Source organism: Paenibacillus sp. FW126-R14 (genome assembly GCF_058789495.1).
The window spans coordinates 1-14,805 of record NZ_JBYTBS010000031.1; the positions used below are offsets into that span (position 1 = coordinate 1).

Here is a 14,805-nt window from a genome sequence, read left to right on the forward strand (position 1 = left end):
ATCCGCTCGACTTGCATGTATTAGGCACGCCGCCAGCGTTCGTCCTGAGCCAGGATCAAACTCTCCATAAAAGAAAAGCTGACTTGCTCATTTGACTTGCTAGCGAGATTATTCAATCTCTTTTAAAGTCGATTGCTCGACTGTGCTTACTCACTCGTTGTTCAGTTTTCAAAGATCAATTTCTTTCGCTCACTGCCGTGTTACCGGAGCAGCGAAATGTAATATACCATACTACGATTCATTGTGCAACTCTTTTTTTAAATTATTTTTTCGAGCTGCTTTTCACCGTTCGCCGGCTTGTCCTGCGACTGTCTTGCGGCCGGAATGACAATATAACATGTCCCGCAAACAGAATGCAACTGTTTTTTTTCATACACAACAGAAAAAAACACCTGCCGCTTGAGGCAAGTGTTAAGTCATGTTTTATCCATCCTGCACCGTATAGCTGTTGACGATCGCCGCCGCGAACGCAACGCGGTTATTTCGAAAAAAGTGAAATAAAATGCGAGCCTCCGGAGATTCATCATCATACTTAGGAAAGTTAAAGAAATCGTCGTCTGCCCACCCTTCACGTCGCAAGCTTTCAATGGATTCGGCAATAATGCCTGGTATCGCGGGTTTCATGATCGTTGACATGATCTCACTCCTCATCGTTACTAGTACTCCATCGTGATAATCGGTGTGCCTGCTGTCAGCCGCCATTTCCCTGTGGTTGACTCCTGATGCAGAGCAAGTTGGAGATTCACGGTTTGGCTCCCGCTCTTGACGGATGTTTGAAACTCCTCAGATGCCAGAGACAAGCTAATCGTCTTTGGATCGCTGTAGCTTTCTACGGTTTTGCCTTTAAAAGCTTGAGCTATCGCATGTATCAGCTCATCGGCACTATTTTGCCGGGACTGCCCCTGCTCGTTTACATATCCTTGCACCATCACATTCCATTGCCCTTGGATGCCTAGTTTCGTTAGTTGGTTGCCCGCCTGCTCCTGCCAGTTCATCAAATCGGATTGCGCAGCTTGCTCAGAAGCATCCAGTCGCAGAACAACGTAGCATCCGTTTGAGCCTTCTGGACTTGCTACGGCTAAAGTGACAATCGCACCGGGAGCTGCCTCCGTCTTCGCGGTATACACCGAATGAGAATTGGACTCGTTCAATTTATCCTCTTGCGGGATTTCGAAGGCTTGGGAAAGTTTCTTTCCGGCCTCCAATATATGTTGATCGCTGCCAGCGCAGGTTCCGTAGTAGCCCGTATATTTGAAGGTAATTTGCTGCTGACTCAGCATGTACGGTTTAACCGTGTTTAAAAGTTGAAGCGCTTCTTGCCCGTTGCGGGCATCGACATGACGAACCCAACCAAAAATAAGACCGATAAGGGAGAATAACATAATGGCTCGAACCCAATTTTTCTGCATATAAAAAGGCACCTCTTCACTAGAATCTTCAACTCTAGTAAAAAGGATGCCCAAATCTAGCAAATGCTAAACGCTCCAACGACTAAGCTATTCCAACTCTTTTTCCCGGCGCAAAATTTCCTCCATAGACTTATTAAGCGCGGCCTGCGGGCCTGGGAAGTGCTTTTTATAATAGGCCAAATCCATGATGACCAGGAGGATGAGCATCCCCGCTACGGCGTAACCGGCCATTTGGTTCGGAGGAATGACCATGATGATGCAAATGAAGATGATCCAGAGCAGCGCAACAACGGAGATCAGCGTGCTGTACGTTCCGAGATTCCAAGGCCCGAGATGCTTAGTTTGAAATCTTCCCTCGGCTTTTGCCCTTAGCTTCAAGTAAATCGGAATGCCATAAGCGACATATAGGCCAACAACACTGACCGCCGTCAAGAACGCAATGGTCGTATACGCCGCATCCGGGTTCACCATTTTGATGAGATAGTCGATGAAAGCGAGCAGGAAGGACAGGATGATAGCCAGCCAAATAGCTTTGGCCGGGGTGCGGTATTTCTTAGAGATTTGCGCCCATTGCGAGCTGAGCGGCATCCCTTGATCCCTGGAGAAAGCGTACATCATGCGGGAAAAAGAGGTAATGGACGCAAGTCCGCAGAACCACATCGCCGCCGTGACAAGCCACAAAATGACGGAGCCGAACGTGCCGCCCAGCGCCTCACTGATGACATAGATGAACGCATTGCTGGAACCGGCAGCAGCGCCGGCATCTTTGATAGACAAGGTAACAAAGGCAAGCATAATGAAGCCGATGACAAACGAATAAGCGACGGATGTGAAAATCCCCCACGGCGCGCGCACGCGCGGGTTGATCGTTTCCTCAATGGTATGCGCTGAAGCGTCATAGCCTGTAAAGGTCCACTGTGCCTGCAAAAGCCCGATCAGAAAGGCAAACATATAAGGTTTATCGGAAAAGGTTTCGCCTACTTTGAATAAATACGTGACCGGGTTGAGGCTGCCTTTGGTGAAAAAGGCCAGGGACAAGACCAACACCGCCACCACGGCAATGTGGTACCAGGCGGAGAAATCGTTAAGTTTCGAAACGATCCGAATGCCAATGTGATTCAAGATACCGTGTGAAAGCAAAATGACAGTGAAGCAAATCAATACGGTGGTATTGTTGGATTCATAACCGAAGACGCTGGCAATCAGGGGATCGGCGAACAGCGCGACGGAATAATCGATGCCGGCCACAATGCCGATTTGCCCGATAAGATTGATCCAGGCGGTATACCAGCCCCAGCGTTTGTTTTTCAGAATAGCAGCCCAATGGTACAAGGCGCCGGCCGTCGGGATAGCCGAGGCCAGTTCTGCCATGACAGCCGCTACGCACATGACAAAAAACGCAACGATCGGCCACCCGAAGCCCATCATCCCCGATCCGCCATAGGTCAATCCATGGCCGTACAAAGATACGGCGCCAGTCAGAATAGAAATGATGGAGAATGAGATCGCAAAGTTGGAAAACCCGCCCATACTGCGCAGCAGCTCTTGGGCATAGCCGAACTTGTTCAAATCACTTTTGTCTTTGTCGTGATGATTGGAAGATACGCTCATCTTTACTCCTCCTCATCAGATCGTTACCCATGTCCCAAACCCGTCTCATTTGCCCAAGAAGCTTTCATGCTTGCTTTCATCGAATTCGCGAATGCTCCGGTTTGCGATTTTAACGATCCATCCCGCAAACAAACACGTGATCACAATGATTACGATGCCAATCGCCAGCGCCATTCCGTCCCCACCTCCTTCGCCGAATGACTTGCTATTCAGATCTCCAGGTTGACGCCGCTCGTCTTTTGTTCGAGCATTTTGTTCACGATAGTGCCGATATGCGCGCCGCCCTCCAGTGGAGGGGTACCCCCGCGATGAATGTTGGAAATGACCGTGCGGTCGCTCTCTACCGTGCCTTTGCGCGGTTTATAGCAAATGTAGGCACTTAACGATTTGGACGAAACGAGCCCAGGCCGTTCGCCGATCAACAGCACAAGCACCTCGGGCTGCACGATATCGCCGATATGATCCATCACGGCAACCCGGCCGCCACGCACGAAAAACGGAGTACCTGTGGATAACTTATATGTACTTAGCGAGTCTAGAAGCGAAGGATAGACATCGCCTAAATTGGCATCTACCGCATTGGCGCTCAGCCCGTCGGATACGACAATCTGCACCTGCGGATGCATGACGCACCTTTGCTGTATGAGGGCGATTCCCTCTTCAGTGACGATCCGTCCCATGTCGGGGCGTTTTAAGTAGTTTTCCGTATTCTCATAGCGCGTTTCCACCGTAAACAAACCAAATTGGTCCAAAAGCGCTCGACTGGCTTCCCCATAAATGGAATCGACGGCTGCGGCATGATCTCGGCGAAATTTCAGCACTTCTTTAGTCAGCGCCCTGGTCCCTGTACGCCAAACGCCGATTCGCGACGGCGTGCTGGCCAGCAGCTCACTCATTCCTTCCTCCCATTTGGGATCGGGGACATGGGACTGCGGCTCCTCGTCCGCCGACACAGCGAAAGACGGCGGAGGCGGGGATTCCTCCTCTTTTGACACAGAAACGGACAGCTTCTTCTCCAGCTCTGCCATTACCCTATCCACCAGAGCGTCGAGGGGGACAGCTTCGTTCATGCTTACACCTCTTTCACATAAATAGCGTCGGGTCCCCCGCCAGCGGCGTAAGTCGGCCGTTTTCCATGATGCCCATCCTCACCAGCCACTGTTCGAAGGCCGGAGCCGGCCGCAGCCTCATCAGCTCACGCAGGGTCGCGATATCGTGAAAGCTGGTCGACTGGTAATTGAGCATGCAATCATCGGCCATAGCCACACCGATCAAATAATTGACGCCGGCAGCGGAGAGCAGCACCGCCAAATTGTCCATATCGTTCTGATCCGCCTTCATATGGTTGGTATAGCAAACATCCACGCCCATCGGCAGCCCCTGCAGCTTGCCCATGAAATGGTCTTCCAGCCCTGCGCGAATAACCTGCTTGCTGTCATAGAGATACTCGGGCCCGATGAAACCAACCACCGTATTGACGATAAACGGTTTATATTTTCGGGCAAGCCCGTAACAGCGCGACTCCAGCGTGACCTGATCGATGCCGTGATGCGCTTCGGCGGACAGCTCCGAGCCTTGACCCGTTTCAAAATACCACAAATTCGGCCCTGTTCCAGTGCCTTCCCGAGCGATAAGCTCGTCAGCTTCGTTCAGCAGAGCGACATCGATGCCAAAAGCTTTATTGCCGTCCTCCGTTCCGGCCAAGCTCTGGAACACCATATCGGCAGGAGCGCCTTGGCGGATCGCCCGCATCTGGGTTTTGATATGCGCCAAAACGCAATTCTGGGTCGGGATCTGCCATTTGTCCATGACCTCTTTGGTCATCTGCAAAATGTGCTTCACGCTGTCCGCCGAGTCGATCACCGGATTGATGCCGATCACCGCATCGCCGATGCCGTAGCTTAAAGCTTCATAGAGGGCAGCTTTAATGCCCTGTATGTTGTCTGTCGGATGATTGGGCTGAGCCCTGCCGGCAAGCACGCCCCTTTGGCCAATCGTGATGTTGCAATGGGACGTGACTTCCATCTTGGAGGCGGCCTGCACCAAATCGAGATTGCTCATTAATTTGGCGGCGGCAGCAACCATCTCGCTCGTTAGCCCGCGGGAAAGCCGGCGGATTTCCCCATTCCCCGTTTCTTGCCTCAGCAAATACTCTCGCAGCTCAGCCACCGTCCAATTGCTCACTTCGGCGTAGATCTTCTCGTTCACAGCTTCCTCGATGACTCGCGACACCTCATCGGTTTCCGGCGGCAGCAGGGGATTGTTCCGAATATCCGCCAGCGTCAAGTCGGCAAGCACCTCCTTGGCGGCGATCCTTTCTTTCGCATCCCGTGCGGCAATGCCGGCGAGCTGATCGCCTGACTTCTCTTCGTTCGCTTTCGCCATCACTTCCTTCAAATCTTTGAATTGAAAGGTCGTGCCAAGCAGCGTCGTTTTCAAATTCACGGGCGGCTCCCCTCCCCTCTGCTCCTGCCTTGGAAGGCCAACGTTTTGACAACCACTGGAATCATGATGCCGGATATCGGCTCTCCCAGATCGATATAATCTCCGTGCTCGACACGGATCTGATCGATGCAAACGATCTTCGGACGCTGTCCGCAGCGTCTCGAAAGAGATTGGCCGAGCGCCTTGGCGATATCCGTTTCACAGATGACCACCATAGCTTCGCTATGAGGAAAATGATCGCTGAAGCTCGCATACAGCCGGTCGGCGATATACTGAAGCGATGAATAGGTCAGGAGATGCGTCCCTGACAAAGCGAGTCCGAACGGAGTCGCATCATGATCTTGAGCGAACAGGCTTGCGCCGCTTCGCATGAGGGCGTCAAGCTGATCGGCAAGCCCTCCGTTCGGGGCGATCAGCTGAGGCGATAACTCAAGCTTGAGGACAGGCAGATTGCGGATCGGCAGCAGTGTCGCATCCAGATGCACCGTAGCGCCGCTGATCTCCGTGCTCTGCATCCCCGCGCCGATGACGGTCGCTCGGACGGTCTGATCGGCAAGAGTAAGGCGAACGGGATACCCGGCGGCCAGCTCTTGCCAAGCATAAGCGAGTAGCGGCCCGATATCTTGGTGTGCGGCTGCGTCCGCCAAGCTTTGGGGCGGCTTCGCTTCCGCCATGAGCAAACCGATGCCGCCGGATACCATCCATTCTTCTATAGAAGGAATGGATGCTAATGGCGCGCCGAGCATTAAAGCCCGAAGCCCCGCTCCTGCTTCGCGCCCGGTTAAATAGTCCATCATGCAGCGGCACATGGCTGTGCAAATCTCATTCAACTGCAGGAGGCTGACTCTATCACCGGGATTAACGTTATATTCGCTAGTCATCAGCCAGGGACGTATGGACGGCGACACTTCAAGCACCACGCCGGTGGAATCGATCCGAATGAGCCTGCCGCCGACGTGAAAGGTCACCGTGCCAAGCAGCTTGCCCCTAAGGAAAATCGCTGCATTCGCCGTCCCGCCGCCGATGTCGATATTGGCCACCGCGCCTCGCAGCTGCAGAGAGCGCCGCTCTGCGCCGGCTCCTTTGCCGGCGAGCAGCCCTTCAAGGTCGGCGCCGGCTGTCGCGACGACGAAATCCCCTGCGCGTTCGGCGAGCAGATGCAGGATGTGTTTCGCGTTCGTTTTCGTCGCCGTTTCGCCGGTAATGATCACGGCGCCGGATTTGACATCGGCCGGCCCGATGCCGGCCTGTTCGTACTCGCGAGCGACGATGTCCCAAATGCGCTCCGCATGGATCTCGTCGCCGCTGAGGAGCGGAGTGCCGTAAATCGGGCTCGCGTACAGCAGCTCCCGCTCCGTAATCTCAAAACGGGGCAGGCTTAGCGCCCCCGAGGCGCGCACGATTTTCAGCCGGGAAATGACCATCTTCGTCGTGCTTGTGCCGATATCGAGCCCGGCGCTCGTGATCCACTGGTCAGCCATGTATCGCTCACCCGCCTACGGACAACGTCTGGACGCCATCCCGGAGAATGCCCGCTGCCAGCTTGGAGAGCGGGATGCGGGCCGACATGCTCGCATCCCGCATTTTGGCGTAAGCCTCTTCCTCATTCAATGCGTGCGTCTGCATAACGAGGCCTTTCGCTTTTTCGATGAGCTTGCGCTCCTCGATGGATTGCTTCAAGAGCTTAATATCCTGTTTCAGCGAGTCCATCTTCTCCTTCTGACTGAGCGCAATCTCGACCGCCGGCAGCAAATCCTCCTCCGACACCGGCTTGACGAGGAATGCGGCCACTCCCGCCTCGCGCGCCTCCTTCACCAGCTCCTTCTGGCTGTAGGCCGTCAGGAGCAGTACGGAGGTATCCTGCTGTAACTTACGGATTATATGGGAGGCTTTGATGCCGTTCATGACAGGCATTTTGATATCCATAATCGCCAGAGCAGGTTTGACCCGGGCGATAAGTTCCACCGCTTCCTCGCCATTTTTGGCTTCGCCTGCGACGAGGTACCCGCCCTCTTCCAGCATTTCGCGAATATCCATGCGGATGATCGGATCGTCATCTACGACGACGATGGCATTTTTCATGAGGATTCGTCCTCCTTGGGCCGTATTTTGGATATCGGAAAAGTTAACTGAACGAAAGTTCCCCGCTCATCCGTCATGATGTCGAGCACGCCGCCGAGATTTTCTTCAACCAGTGTCTCCGTAATTTTCAAGCCGAGATGGCCTTTCCTGTCGGAATGGTTCGCCGCTTTAAAGCCGATGCCGTTGTCGGATACGCAGACCCGGATGAAGGTGTCATGCTGCTGCAGCGAAACCTCGATATGCCCGGCACGCCTTTCCCCGAAAGCATGCAGCACACTGTTCTGCACAAGCTCATTGACCACAAGCGCAAGCGTCGTGGCAACATCGGATTGCAAAATAAGCTCATCCCCCGAAATGAGCGGGACGATCGTCTGATCCGGTTTGGCCGAAGAGGACACGATGTTTTTGATGATACGGTCTACGACCTCGTTAAAATGGATTGTTTCCAATCCTTCATAAGCAAGCATTTCATGAATGACGGCGATCGAATTGATGCGGTTGATGCTGTCGCGATATACGCGCTCCACTTCTTCGAGCTTCGTTCTTCGCATCTGCAGGCGGAGCAGGCTGGATACGGTTTGCAAATTATTTTTCACGCGATGATGAATTTCTTTGATGACGGCGGATTTAATCACGAGCTGTTTTTCCTTCTCTTTCATATCCGATATGTCACGCAGCAAAATAATACCGCCGACTTCCCGCTGCTCCCGGCAAATGGACATAGCTTTCAGCTCAAAGGTCACATGCCCGATTTGCAGCTCCTGATGGATGAGCCCTGAACGGCCTAGAACGGCCAATTTCCCATATAACAGCTGGTTTATCGATATGCCGTTAGCGGTATCCGTCGAATGGCCGATTTCCTTCAGCATGTCGAGCGCACGCGGATTGGTATAGGTGACCCGCTCCTTGTCGTCAAAAACAATGATGCCTTCGTGCATCAGCGACTGCATACTGCCCTGCGACATCGCTACGGCCAGCAATGTTTCGCTCAGCTGTTCCGTTGTCTCCATCAATCGGGACACATTCTTCTCCTGCTCGAGCTTCTCCGAAATGTCCTTCTCCATGATCAATGCGCCAATGACTTGGCCGCTTCGGGACCGGATCGGAACGACATTCTGCTGGATCGCAATCTGCTCCTGAGAGATGCCCCGCGAGCCGATCACGGATTGGCCGGAAAGAAGGCAGAACATGACGGCAGGCTCATTTTGCGCAAAAGCATACTGCCCAACGACCGATGACTTGTACAAAGAGGAGCCTCCGGCTGGATGAGCCTCAGCAACTACGAGCGCCGATCCTTGATCCGGGAGCGGACAGTCTATGAAGACATCCGATTCTGAAACTTCTGCAATGAGCGGAAGGTGAACCGCCATCTCTTGAATCGTTCGAGCGTCCTCTTCGCTCAAACACGTATACATTTTGCACAATTCCATAATGGATGCCATGGGAAATCCCTCTTCATTTTTTAAGATCAGGATCGTACGATTTGCATAAGCGCTTCTTTCAGCTTCTCCATACCTTCTTTGGACACTGCGGACGTTAAAAAAATACCGCCTTCCGGCAGCGACTGCCTCAGTAGATCGATGGCCCGGTCTATATCTGCCTGGGGGTGATCGATTTTGGTCACCGCCCCTAATGCCGGGATTGCAAAGCCTTGTTCGAACCCGGGAGGAAAATAGCTCCGCTCCCGTGTAGCGTCCTGCACCAGCAGGACGGCTGCGGCCTCGTGCGAGGTCGCCATTAAAGTGCGGTAATACAGCGGATTCTCGCTGTACTCGCCAGGGGTATCGATCACCCAGTCCCGATAGGCGAGACTTTGCGTTTTGGAGGCGGGCTGGGACTCCCCGAATAATGCTTTGATTAACGTTGATTTGCCTGCGCCGACGGCACCGATGATCATCACTTTTTTCATACCGTTACGACCTCGTGATCGGCGCTGTCGAAAATTTCAGCTTTTCCAGTAAAAAAGCGTTCACGGCGGCAATCGCCATCTCCACGGCAGCCACCTCCCCTGTGAGCACAAGCGATCCGGTGAACCGGTCCAAATAGCCGATGCTCACACCCGCCGCTTTGGTCGCCACGTCGGCGGCTATGATCGCCGTTTCGGTCGGCGTCAGCGTGAGAATGCCAATGGCATTACGTTCCTCAAGGCCGAGCTTCGTATACAAAACCGGATCGGGATTGGCAATCACGTGAGCCAGTGTCAGCTGCTTGCCGGGGACATATTCCTGAATCACTCTCTGTTTCTGCTCGTCCATGCTTCCTCCTCGGCTTCCTTCGCGACCTCGAAGCTGTCGACAATGCCGACGATCATCGCGTCGATGGGCACCATTTTATCCGTGAACAATGTTCGGGCCGGACTACCCCTGGATACGATCACACGTTCGCCGACTCCCGCTCCGATGCGGTCTGCGGCAATGACGGGCGTGCCGGCTTCGCTCTCTTTGAAATCCATGGGCTGGATCACGAGCAGCTTCAGATTATCCATGCCCGCTTCTTTTTGCGTCGCCCATACGCTGCCGATGACTTTACCGTAAAACATAGGACCTCACCCTTCGGCCATGTATTCGATCGTGATGCCTCTATCTTTCAGCATGTCTTGCGCCAGCGCGGAAATCATCGTTTTCTTGCCAATCCGCAGCGCGCTGAACGACGGATCGCGTAGCTCCCGTGCGATCCATTCCGCAGAGACCAGTTTTCCCTCGTAGACGCAGACAGAGGATTCAGGAGGCGTTGGCGATGCAGATGCGGTGGCCTCAGTTTTGGAAGCTTCTTTAGTTTCCGCGCGGATTTTGCTGACGGCCTTATCGGCAAGCTGCTTAACGGGAGCGAAGTCGACGCCGTACATCTGAAGCTCCATTTTGTAATAATCCAAAAGATTGCGGTACGGGGCGGGCATCTCCAGCGTTTGCAGCGTCCGGCGATCCGCCCGTTTCAACCCGGAGATGTCCTCGCCTATGAGCACGAATTTATGTTGAACCAAGGCGGAAAAAATGATTTCCGAAACGATCGTCCCTTTCATGCCAAGGGCTGCTCTCGCCGCATTATCGAGATCGATCTCCGGGATCACGATGCCTTCGTACGCAAGCGGTACCTCTATAGGGGCCGGAGCGAACTCGTCAGTGGCAATCGTTTTGCCTCGGCCGCCGCATTCAATTTTGTGCTTCCCCAGCCAGCAGGAGGCTTCGCCGTCCAGGAACATAAGATCATGATCAATGCCGTTAATATTTAAGGTGATAAAATGATCTGTGAAAGCTTCATGCGACGTGCTGTCGTAAAACAAGTAGAGCAGCTTAGGCCTCGCAGCCTGCTGTCCCAAAAGCTCGCGAACGATCGCTTCGACCATTTGCTTGATCTCCACCTATAGCCGCCTCCTTTCGGCAATCGTCATCCTACTATGCTTACGGATCATTTGAACCGTGTCGCCCGTATTTAATTGGGCTGCATTCGCTTCATCCCTGTCGATATGAAAATCCAGCGAAAACTGCGGGCTCACCCTGACCATCACATCGGCAAAAATGACCGGCCGCTCTCCCAAGGCTTGCAGCATAATGCGGTCTCCGTGTTCGAGCTGCAGCTGCCGGGCTTCTTCCGGCGAGGCATGCACGTGATTTTGCGCGATGATCAGCCCTTCGGGCAAGTCGATGGTTCCTCTCGGGCCAATCAAGGTCATCCCGGAAGTGCCTGCGAGATCGCCGGAGAGACGAACCGGGGGATGAAGGCCCAGGTCGAATCCGTCTGTACGCGAGATTTCGGCTTGGGTCACTCCCCGTGCGGGGCCTAGGATACGGACATGGGCAATGCTGCCTTTCGGCCCCGTGAGCGTCACCGTTTCTTGAGCGGCAAACTGCCCCTTCTGAGACAACTCGCGTAGAGGTGTCAGCTTATAGCCGCTGCCGAACAGCGCATCGACATGACCGGGGGCAAGGTGCACATGCCGGTTGGAGACGCCAACGGGAATGTGCGTGGGGGGCTCCTTCAAAAGCGTGGGGGCGGCTAGGCTGCGCTCTATGCGCTGTAAAGGAATCCCCCGCTCCTTCAGAAAATCGGCGGCTGCCGGGGTCAGCTTATCCCCCTCCGCGACCGGAAACGGGTTCGGCAGCCTTTTGATCAGCTGCGCACGCAGTTGCGTTTCCGTAATGAGCGCCATATTTTACCCTTCAAGCTTAGGAAGAATGAACTCAATATCCGAATGCGGGCGGGGGATTACGTGTACCGACACCAGCTCTCCCACCTTCTCCGCAGCCGCAGCTCCTGCATCCGTAGCCGCTTTGACCGCGCCGACATCGCCCCTGACCATAACCGTAACGAGTCCGCCGCCAACATGTACTTTCCCGACCAACCTCACATTCGCCGCCTTCACCATCGCATCTGCCGCTTCAATCGAACCAACCAAGCCCTTCGTTTCCACTAAACCTAATGCGGCCAATTCTCCTGCCATTGCGATCTCCTCCTTGGGTTATTTCAGTTGCAGCTCGGAAAGGACATTCCTGATAATCTGCGCAACTTCCTCGCGCGTAATGCCGAGGGGATTGGTGCTGATATTGGTGCTGATATTGGTGCTGATCAAGCTGTCCGCCACTTTGCCTGCGACTCGGCCAGGATTGGAATCGGTTACAGATTCCTCTTCCCTAGGCATCTCCTTGATGCCAAAAGCAACCCGCTTCATGTTCAGCAAATGCTGAGGCCCGATGTTGTCCGATGTGATGTTATTGCCAAAGGTTCCGCAGCCGAGTGTCATGGAGGGGAATATTCCCGTCGTGGCACCGATGCCGCCGAACGTTGTTCCTGTGTTAACGACAATGCGCGATGCCGGCTTTTCCAGTCCGAACGCTTCAATGACGGTTAGATCTTCGGCATGTATGCCGAGCGTATGGCCGAGTCCCCCGAGTGTCAGCAGCTGGATGCACCTATGGCAGCCCTCCTGCCAGTCGTTCACCGTATACAGGGCAAGCACAGGGCAAAGCTTCTCCATGGAAAAAGGGTGCTCGTGCCCGACCTCCGACTCTTCGGCGATGAGTATTCGAGCCTCTTCCGGTACGTCGATGCCAGCCTTGCTTGCGATAGCCTGCGGAGAGCGGCCGACGACCTGCGGATTCATCCCTTTGCCAGCGATGAGGATGGAAGCGATCTTTTGCTTCTCTTGCCTATTTAGGAAATAGGCGCCCTGCCGTTTTAATTCTTCGATTAGGGCCGGTTTGACCGCTTGATCCACAACAAGCGCTTGCTCGGAAGCGCAGATCGTGCCGTAGTCAAATGTTTTGCTTTGCACAATGCGGCTCACCGCCCGCGGAATATCCGCACTGCGGTGGACGTACACCGGCACATTGCCGGGCCCGACGCCGTAGGCGGGTTTGCCGGAGCTGTAGGCGGCCTTCACCATCGCCGTTCCGCCCGTTGCCAAGATGAGATCCGTCCATTTGTGCCGCATCAGCTCTCCGCTCGCCTCCAAAGACGGATGCGAGAGGCAGTGAATGAGCCCGGGCGGAGCACCCGCTCCCTCTGCCGCCGCCCGCATCACAGCAGCCGACTCCTGCGAGCAGCGCAGCGCCGAAGGATGCGGGGAGATCACGATCGCGTTGCGGGCTTTCAGCGCGATCAGGCATTTGAAAAGGACGGTTGAGGTCGGGTTCGTGGAAGGAATAATCGCCGCGATGGTGCCGACGGGCTGGGCGATTTCCCATACCTGTCTGGCCTCGTCTTTACTGATGATGCCGACCGTCTGCATGTCCTTTATTGCCGTGTAGATGTCTCGTGCGACGAATAAATTTTTCGCCTTCTTGTCGGCAGCCTTCCCGAAGCCCGTCTCTTCCACGGCCATCGCGCCCAGCCGCTCCGCTTCTTGTTCTGCCGCTTGCGCCATCGCAGTGACGATCGCGTCGATTTGCGGCTGGGTCATTTTTTCCAGAAGCCGTTGTGCGGCCTTCGCTTCGTGAAGATAGTTGCGAACCTCCTGGATCGCCAATAAATCACTGTCGAGACTCATGTCGGCGGCTCTCCTCCTTTGGCAGCCAGCTCCGTGAACAGCCTGACCAATTCTGTCTTGCTGACCAACTGGATATCACGGCCGGAAAGCGGGAACTTTGGCGTGCTGTAAGCGAGCTCCCGGAGCTTGGCTACCGTCATTGTGCTCCAGTGCGCTGCCGCCGTTGCAGGAGGAGCTTTCTGTTTCGGCGCTTCCGGTGCAGAATCAGATGCTTGGGGCTGCTCCTTCTGTGCAACACCCTGCAGCATTGTATAAACCGAAGGGTCAGGACGCGGAATCACCTGTGTGCCCAGCAGCTTGCCCACCCTTGCCGCTTGCGCTGCCCCCGCATCCACCGCCGCTTTGACCGCTGCCACATCGCCCCATATATAAACCGTTACGATGCCCGCATCTGCCTTCTCGTACATCGTGACCTTCACATCCGCCGTTTTCGCTGCAGCGTCGGCGGCCGCTATCAATGCCGGCAAACCATAGGTCTCAATCATGCCTAAGGATAACTTTGGTTCCTTCATTACGGGACACCCGCCTCTTAATAGCCTATTCTCTTCGGATCTCCTGCGATGCTTCGAACGGCTTCCGCAAACGCCTCTGCCGCCGCCGTACAAGCCGATTGACTGCCTGTCAGCAATCCTCCCGCAAAATTCGTCTCCGTCGGCGGGCCGTAGAATTTGCACAGGCGCACATCGGCAGCCTTCAGTGCAGCATCCAGTCCGTAAACGGCTTCCAGCGGCGGAGCAATTACATAGGCCAGCGGCTCGCCCTCTTCGATTTCCGCTTCTTTGGAGAGATACGAGCCCGTGCGTGAAATCACATGTGCATAGTACGCATGCGTTGCCTCCGCATTAAGCGCGTAGAAGCAGGAGCCTGTCTCCATCACTTGGATGGCGGCATCCAGCCCGCTTCGCACCTCATCCGGCGAGGCGCCGCCGATGATGCCGATGAACTCGCCGGACAGCGGTCCCGACGCATGCCCCGAGCCCGCATAAAACGAGCGGGCATACACCACCTCCACCGCTGCCTTCTTCGTTGCTTCATCGATTGCCGTGTAACCTACATCGTCGATGGATGAGGTTAGGAGGCCGAGGCTGCGGATGCGGGGCTTCAACTCCAACTGCTGCGCGAGCCCGGCGTCGACGTTCGGGATTATCCGGACGGCGAGCGGGACGGCGCGTATCGGTCTTTCGTTTGGGTGCTCTATGCCCTCTAGGCTCACTAGTCTCACTCCCTTCCCCTCTTCGCCTCGCTGGAAAGCAAAAAGGTGCCCCGGCTCGTAGA

Annotated in this window: 18 protein-coding genes and 1 rRNA gene; all 19 read right to left on the reverse strand. The window is 54.8% G+C overall.

The genetic code is table 11. The annotated features are described in order from the left end of the window. Positions 1 to 71 (reverse strand): 16S ribosomal RNA (locus tag AC3WRW_RS19105); the annotation flags it as partial. A 352-nt stretch (positions 72 to 423) separates the two neighbouring features. After that, positions 424 to 636: a hypothetical protein gene (locus tag AC3WRW_RS19110; protein ID WP_492547896.1), complete on the reverse strand. Its 213-nt coding sequence runs from the start codon at positions 634 to 636 to the stop codon at positions 424 to 426. 20 nt (positions 637 to 656) lie between these two features. Then, positions 657 to 1,409 (reverse strand): YwmB family TATA-box binding protein, encoded by a 753-nt coding sequence (locus AC3WRW_RS19115; protein ID WP_492547897.1) that lies wholly within the window; start codon positions 1,407 to 1,409, stop codon positions 657 to 659. An 87-nt stretch (positions 1,410 to 1,496) separates the two neighbouring features. Further along, the gene (locus tag AC3WRW_RS19120) at positions 1,497 to 3,020 is read right to left on the reverse strand and encodes an amino acid permease (RefSeq protein WP_492547898.1); all 1,524 of its coding nucleotides are present in this window, start codon (positions 3,018 to 3,020) and stop codon (positions 1,497 to 1,499) included. 45 nt (positions 3,021 to 3,065) lie between these two features. Continuing rightward, positions 3,066 to 3,194 (reverse strand): hypothetical protein, encoded by a 129-nt coding sequence (locus AC3WRW_RS19125; protein ID WP_281364241.1) that lies wholly within the window; start codon positions 3,192 to 3,194, stop codon positions 3,066 to 3,068. A 35-nt stretch (positions 3,195 to 3,229) separates the two neighbouring features. After that, positions 3,230 to 4,090: an ethanolamine ammonia-lyase subunit EutC gene (gene eutC / locus AC3WRW_RS19130; RefSeq protein WP_492547899.1), complete on the reverse strand. Its 861-nt coding sequence runs from the start codon at positions 4,088 to 4,090 to the stop codon at positions 3,230 to 3,232. 13 nt (positions 4,091 to 4,103) lie between these two features. Then, a complete protein-coding gene (locus AC3WRW_RS19135; protein WP_492547900.1) occupies positions 4,104 to 5,465 on the reverse strand; it encodes an ethanolamine ammonia-lyase subunit EutB in 1,362 nt (453 codons plus the stop codon). Next, a complete protein-coding gene (locus tag AC3WRW_RS19140; RefSeq protein ID WP_492547901.1) occupies positions 5,462 to 6,946 on the reverse strand; it encodes an ethanolamine ammonia-lyase reactivating factor EutA in 1,485 nt (494 codons plus the stop codon). The genes AC3WRW_RS19135 and AC3WRW_RS19140 overlap by 4 nt, the downstream gene beginning before the upstream one ends. Positions 6,947 to 6,953: 7 nt before the next feature. Beyond that, on the reverse strand, positions 6,954 to 7,547 hold the full coding sequence (locus tag AC3WRW_RS19145) for an ANTAR domain-containing response regulator (protein WP_492547902.1): 594 nt from the start codon (positions 7,545 to 7,547) through the stop codon (positions 6,954 to 6,956). Then, positions 7,544 to 8,989: a sensor histidine kinase gene (locus tag AC3WRW_RS19150; protein WP_492547903.1), complete on the reverse strand. Its 1,446-nt coding sequence runs from the start codon at positions 8,987 to 8,989 to the stop codon at positions 7,544 to 7,546. Before AC3WRW_RS19150 ends, AC3WRW_RS19145 begins: the two co-directional genes overlap by 4 nt. Before the next feature lie 26 nt (positions 8,990 to 9,015). Further along, positions 9,016 to 9,456: a EutP/PduV family microcompartment system protein gene (locus tag AC3WRW_RS19155; RefSeq protein ID WP_492547904.1), complete on the reverse strand. Its 441-nt coding sequence runs from the start codon at positions 9,454 to 9,456 to the stop codon at positions 9,016 to 9,018. Between the two features lie 4 nt (positions 9,457 to 9,460). After that, a complete protein-coding gene (locus tag AC3WRW_RS19160; RefSeq protein ID WP_492547905.1) occupies positions 9,461 to 9,802 on the reverse strand; it encodes a BMC domain-containing protein in 342 nt (113 codons plus the stop codon). Next, positions 9,778 to 10,086, reverse strand: a complete 309-nt coding sequence (locus AC3WRW_RS19165) for a EutN/CcmL family microcompartment protein (RefSeq protein WP_492547906.1) — start codon at positions 10,084 to 10,086, stop codon at positions 9,778 to 9,780. Before AC3WRW_RS19165 ends, AC3WRW_RS19160 begins: the two co-directional genes overlap by 25 nt. A 6-nt stretch (positions 10,087 to 10,092) precedes the next feature. After that, positions 10,093 to 10,905 (reverse strand): hypothetical protein, encoded by an 813-nt coding sequence (locus AC3WRW_RS19170; RefSeq protein WP_492547907.1) that lies wholly within the window; start codon positions 10,903 to 10,905, stop codon positions 10,093 to 10,095. Then, positions 10,906 to 11,526 (reverse strand): phosphate propanoyltransferase, encoded by a 621-nt coding sequence (gene pduL / locus AC3WRW_RS19175; protein WP_492547908.1) that lies wholly within the window; start codon positions 11,524 to 11,526, stop codon positions 10,906 to 10,908. It lies immediately after the preceding gene. Positions 11,527 to 11,697: 171 nt separating this feature from the next. Next, positions 11,698 to 11,985, reverse strand: a complete 288-nt coding sequence (locus tag AC3WRW_RS19180; RefSeq protein WP_127455654.1) for a BMC domain-containing protein — start codon at positions 11,983 to 11,985, stop codon at positions 11,698 to 11,700. A gap of 18 nt (positions 11,986 to 12,003) precedes the next feature. Continuing rightward, positions 12,004 to 13,530 (reverse strand): acetaldehyde dehydrogenase (acetylating), encoded by a 1,527-nt coding sequence (locus AC3WRW_RS19185; RefSeq protein ID WP_492547909.1) that lies wholly within the window; start codon positions 13,528 to 13,530, stop codon positions 12,004 to 12,006. Further along, complete coding sequence (locus AC3WRW_RS19190; protein ID WP_492547910.1) at positions 13,527 to 14,042, reverse strand: BMC domain-containing protein; 516 nt, start codon at positions 14,040 to 14,042, stop codon at positions 13,527 to 13,529. The genes AC3WRW_RS19185 and AC3WRW_RS19190 overlap by 4 nt, the downstream gene beginning before the upstream one ends. Positions 14,043 to 14,059: 17 nt before the next feature. Further along, positions 14,060 to 14,743, reverse strand: coding sequence for an ethanolamine utilization microcompartment protein EutL (gene eutL, locus AC3WRW_RS19195; RefSeq protein WP_492547955.1), 684 nt, complete (start codon positions 14,741 to 14,743; stop codon positions 14,060 to 14,062). Positions 14,744 to 14,805: the final 62 nt, after the last annotated feature.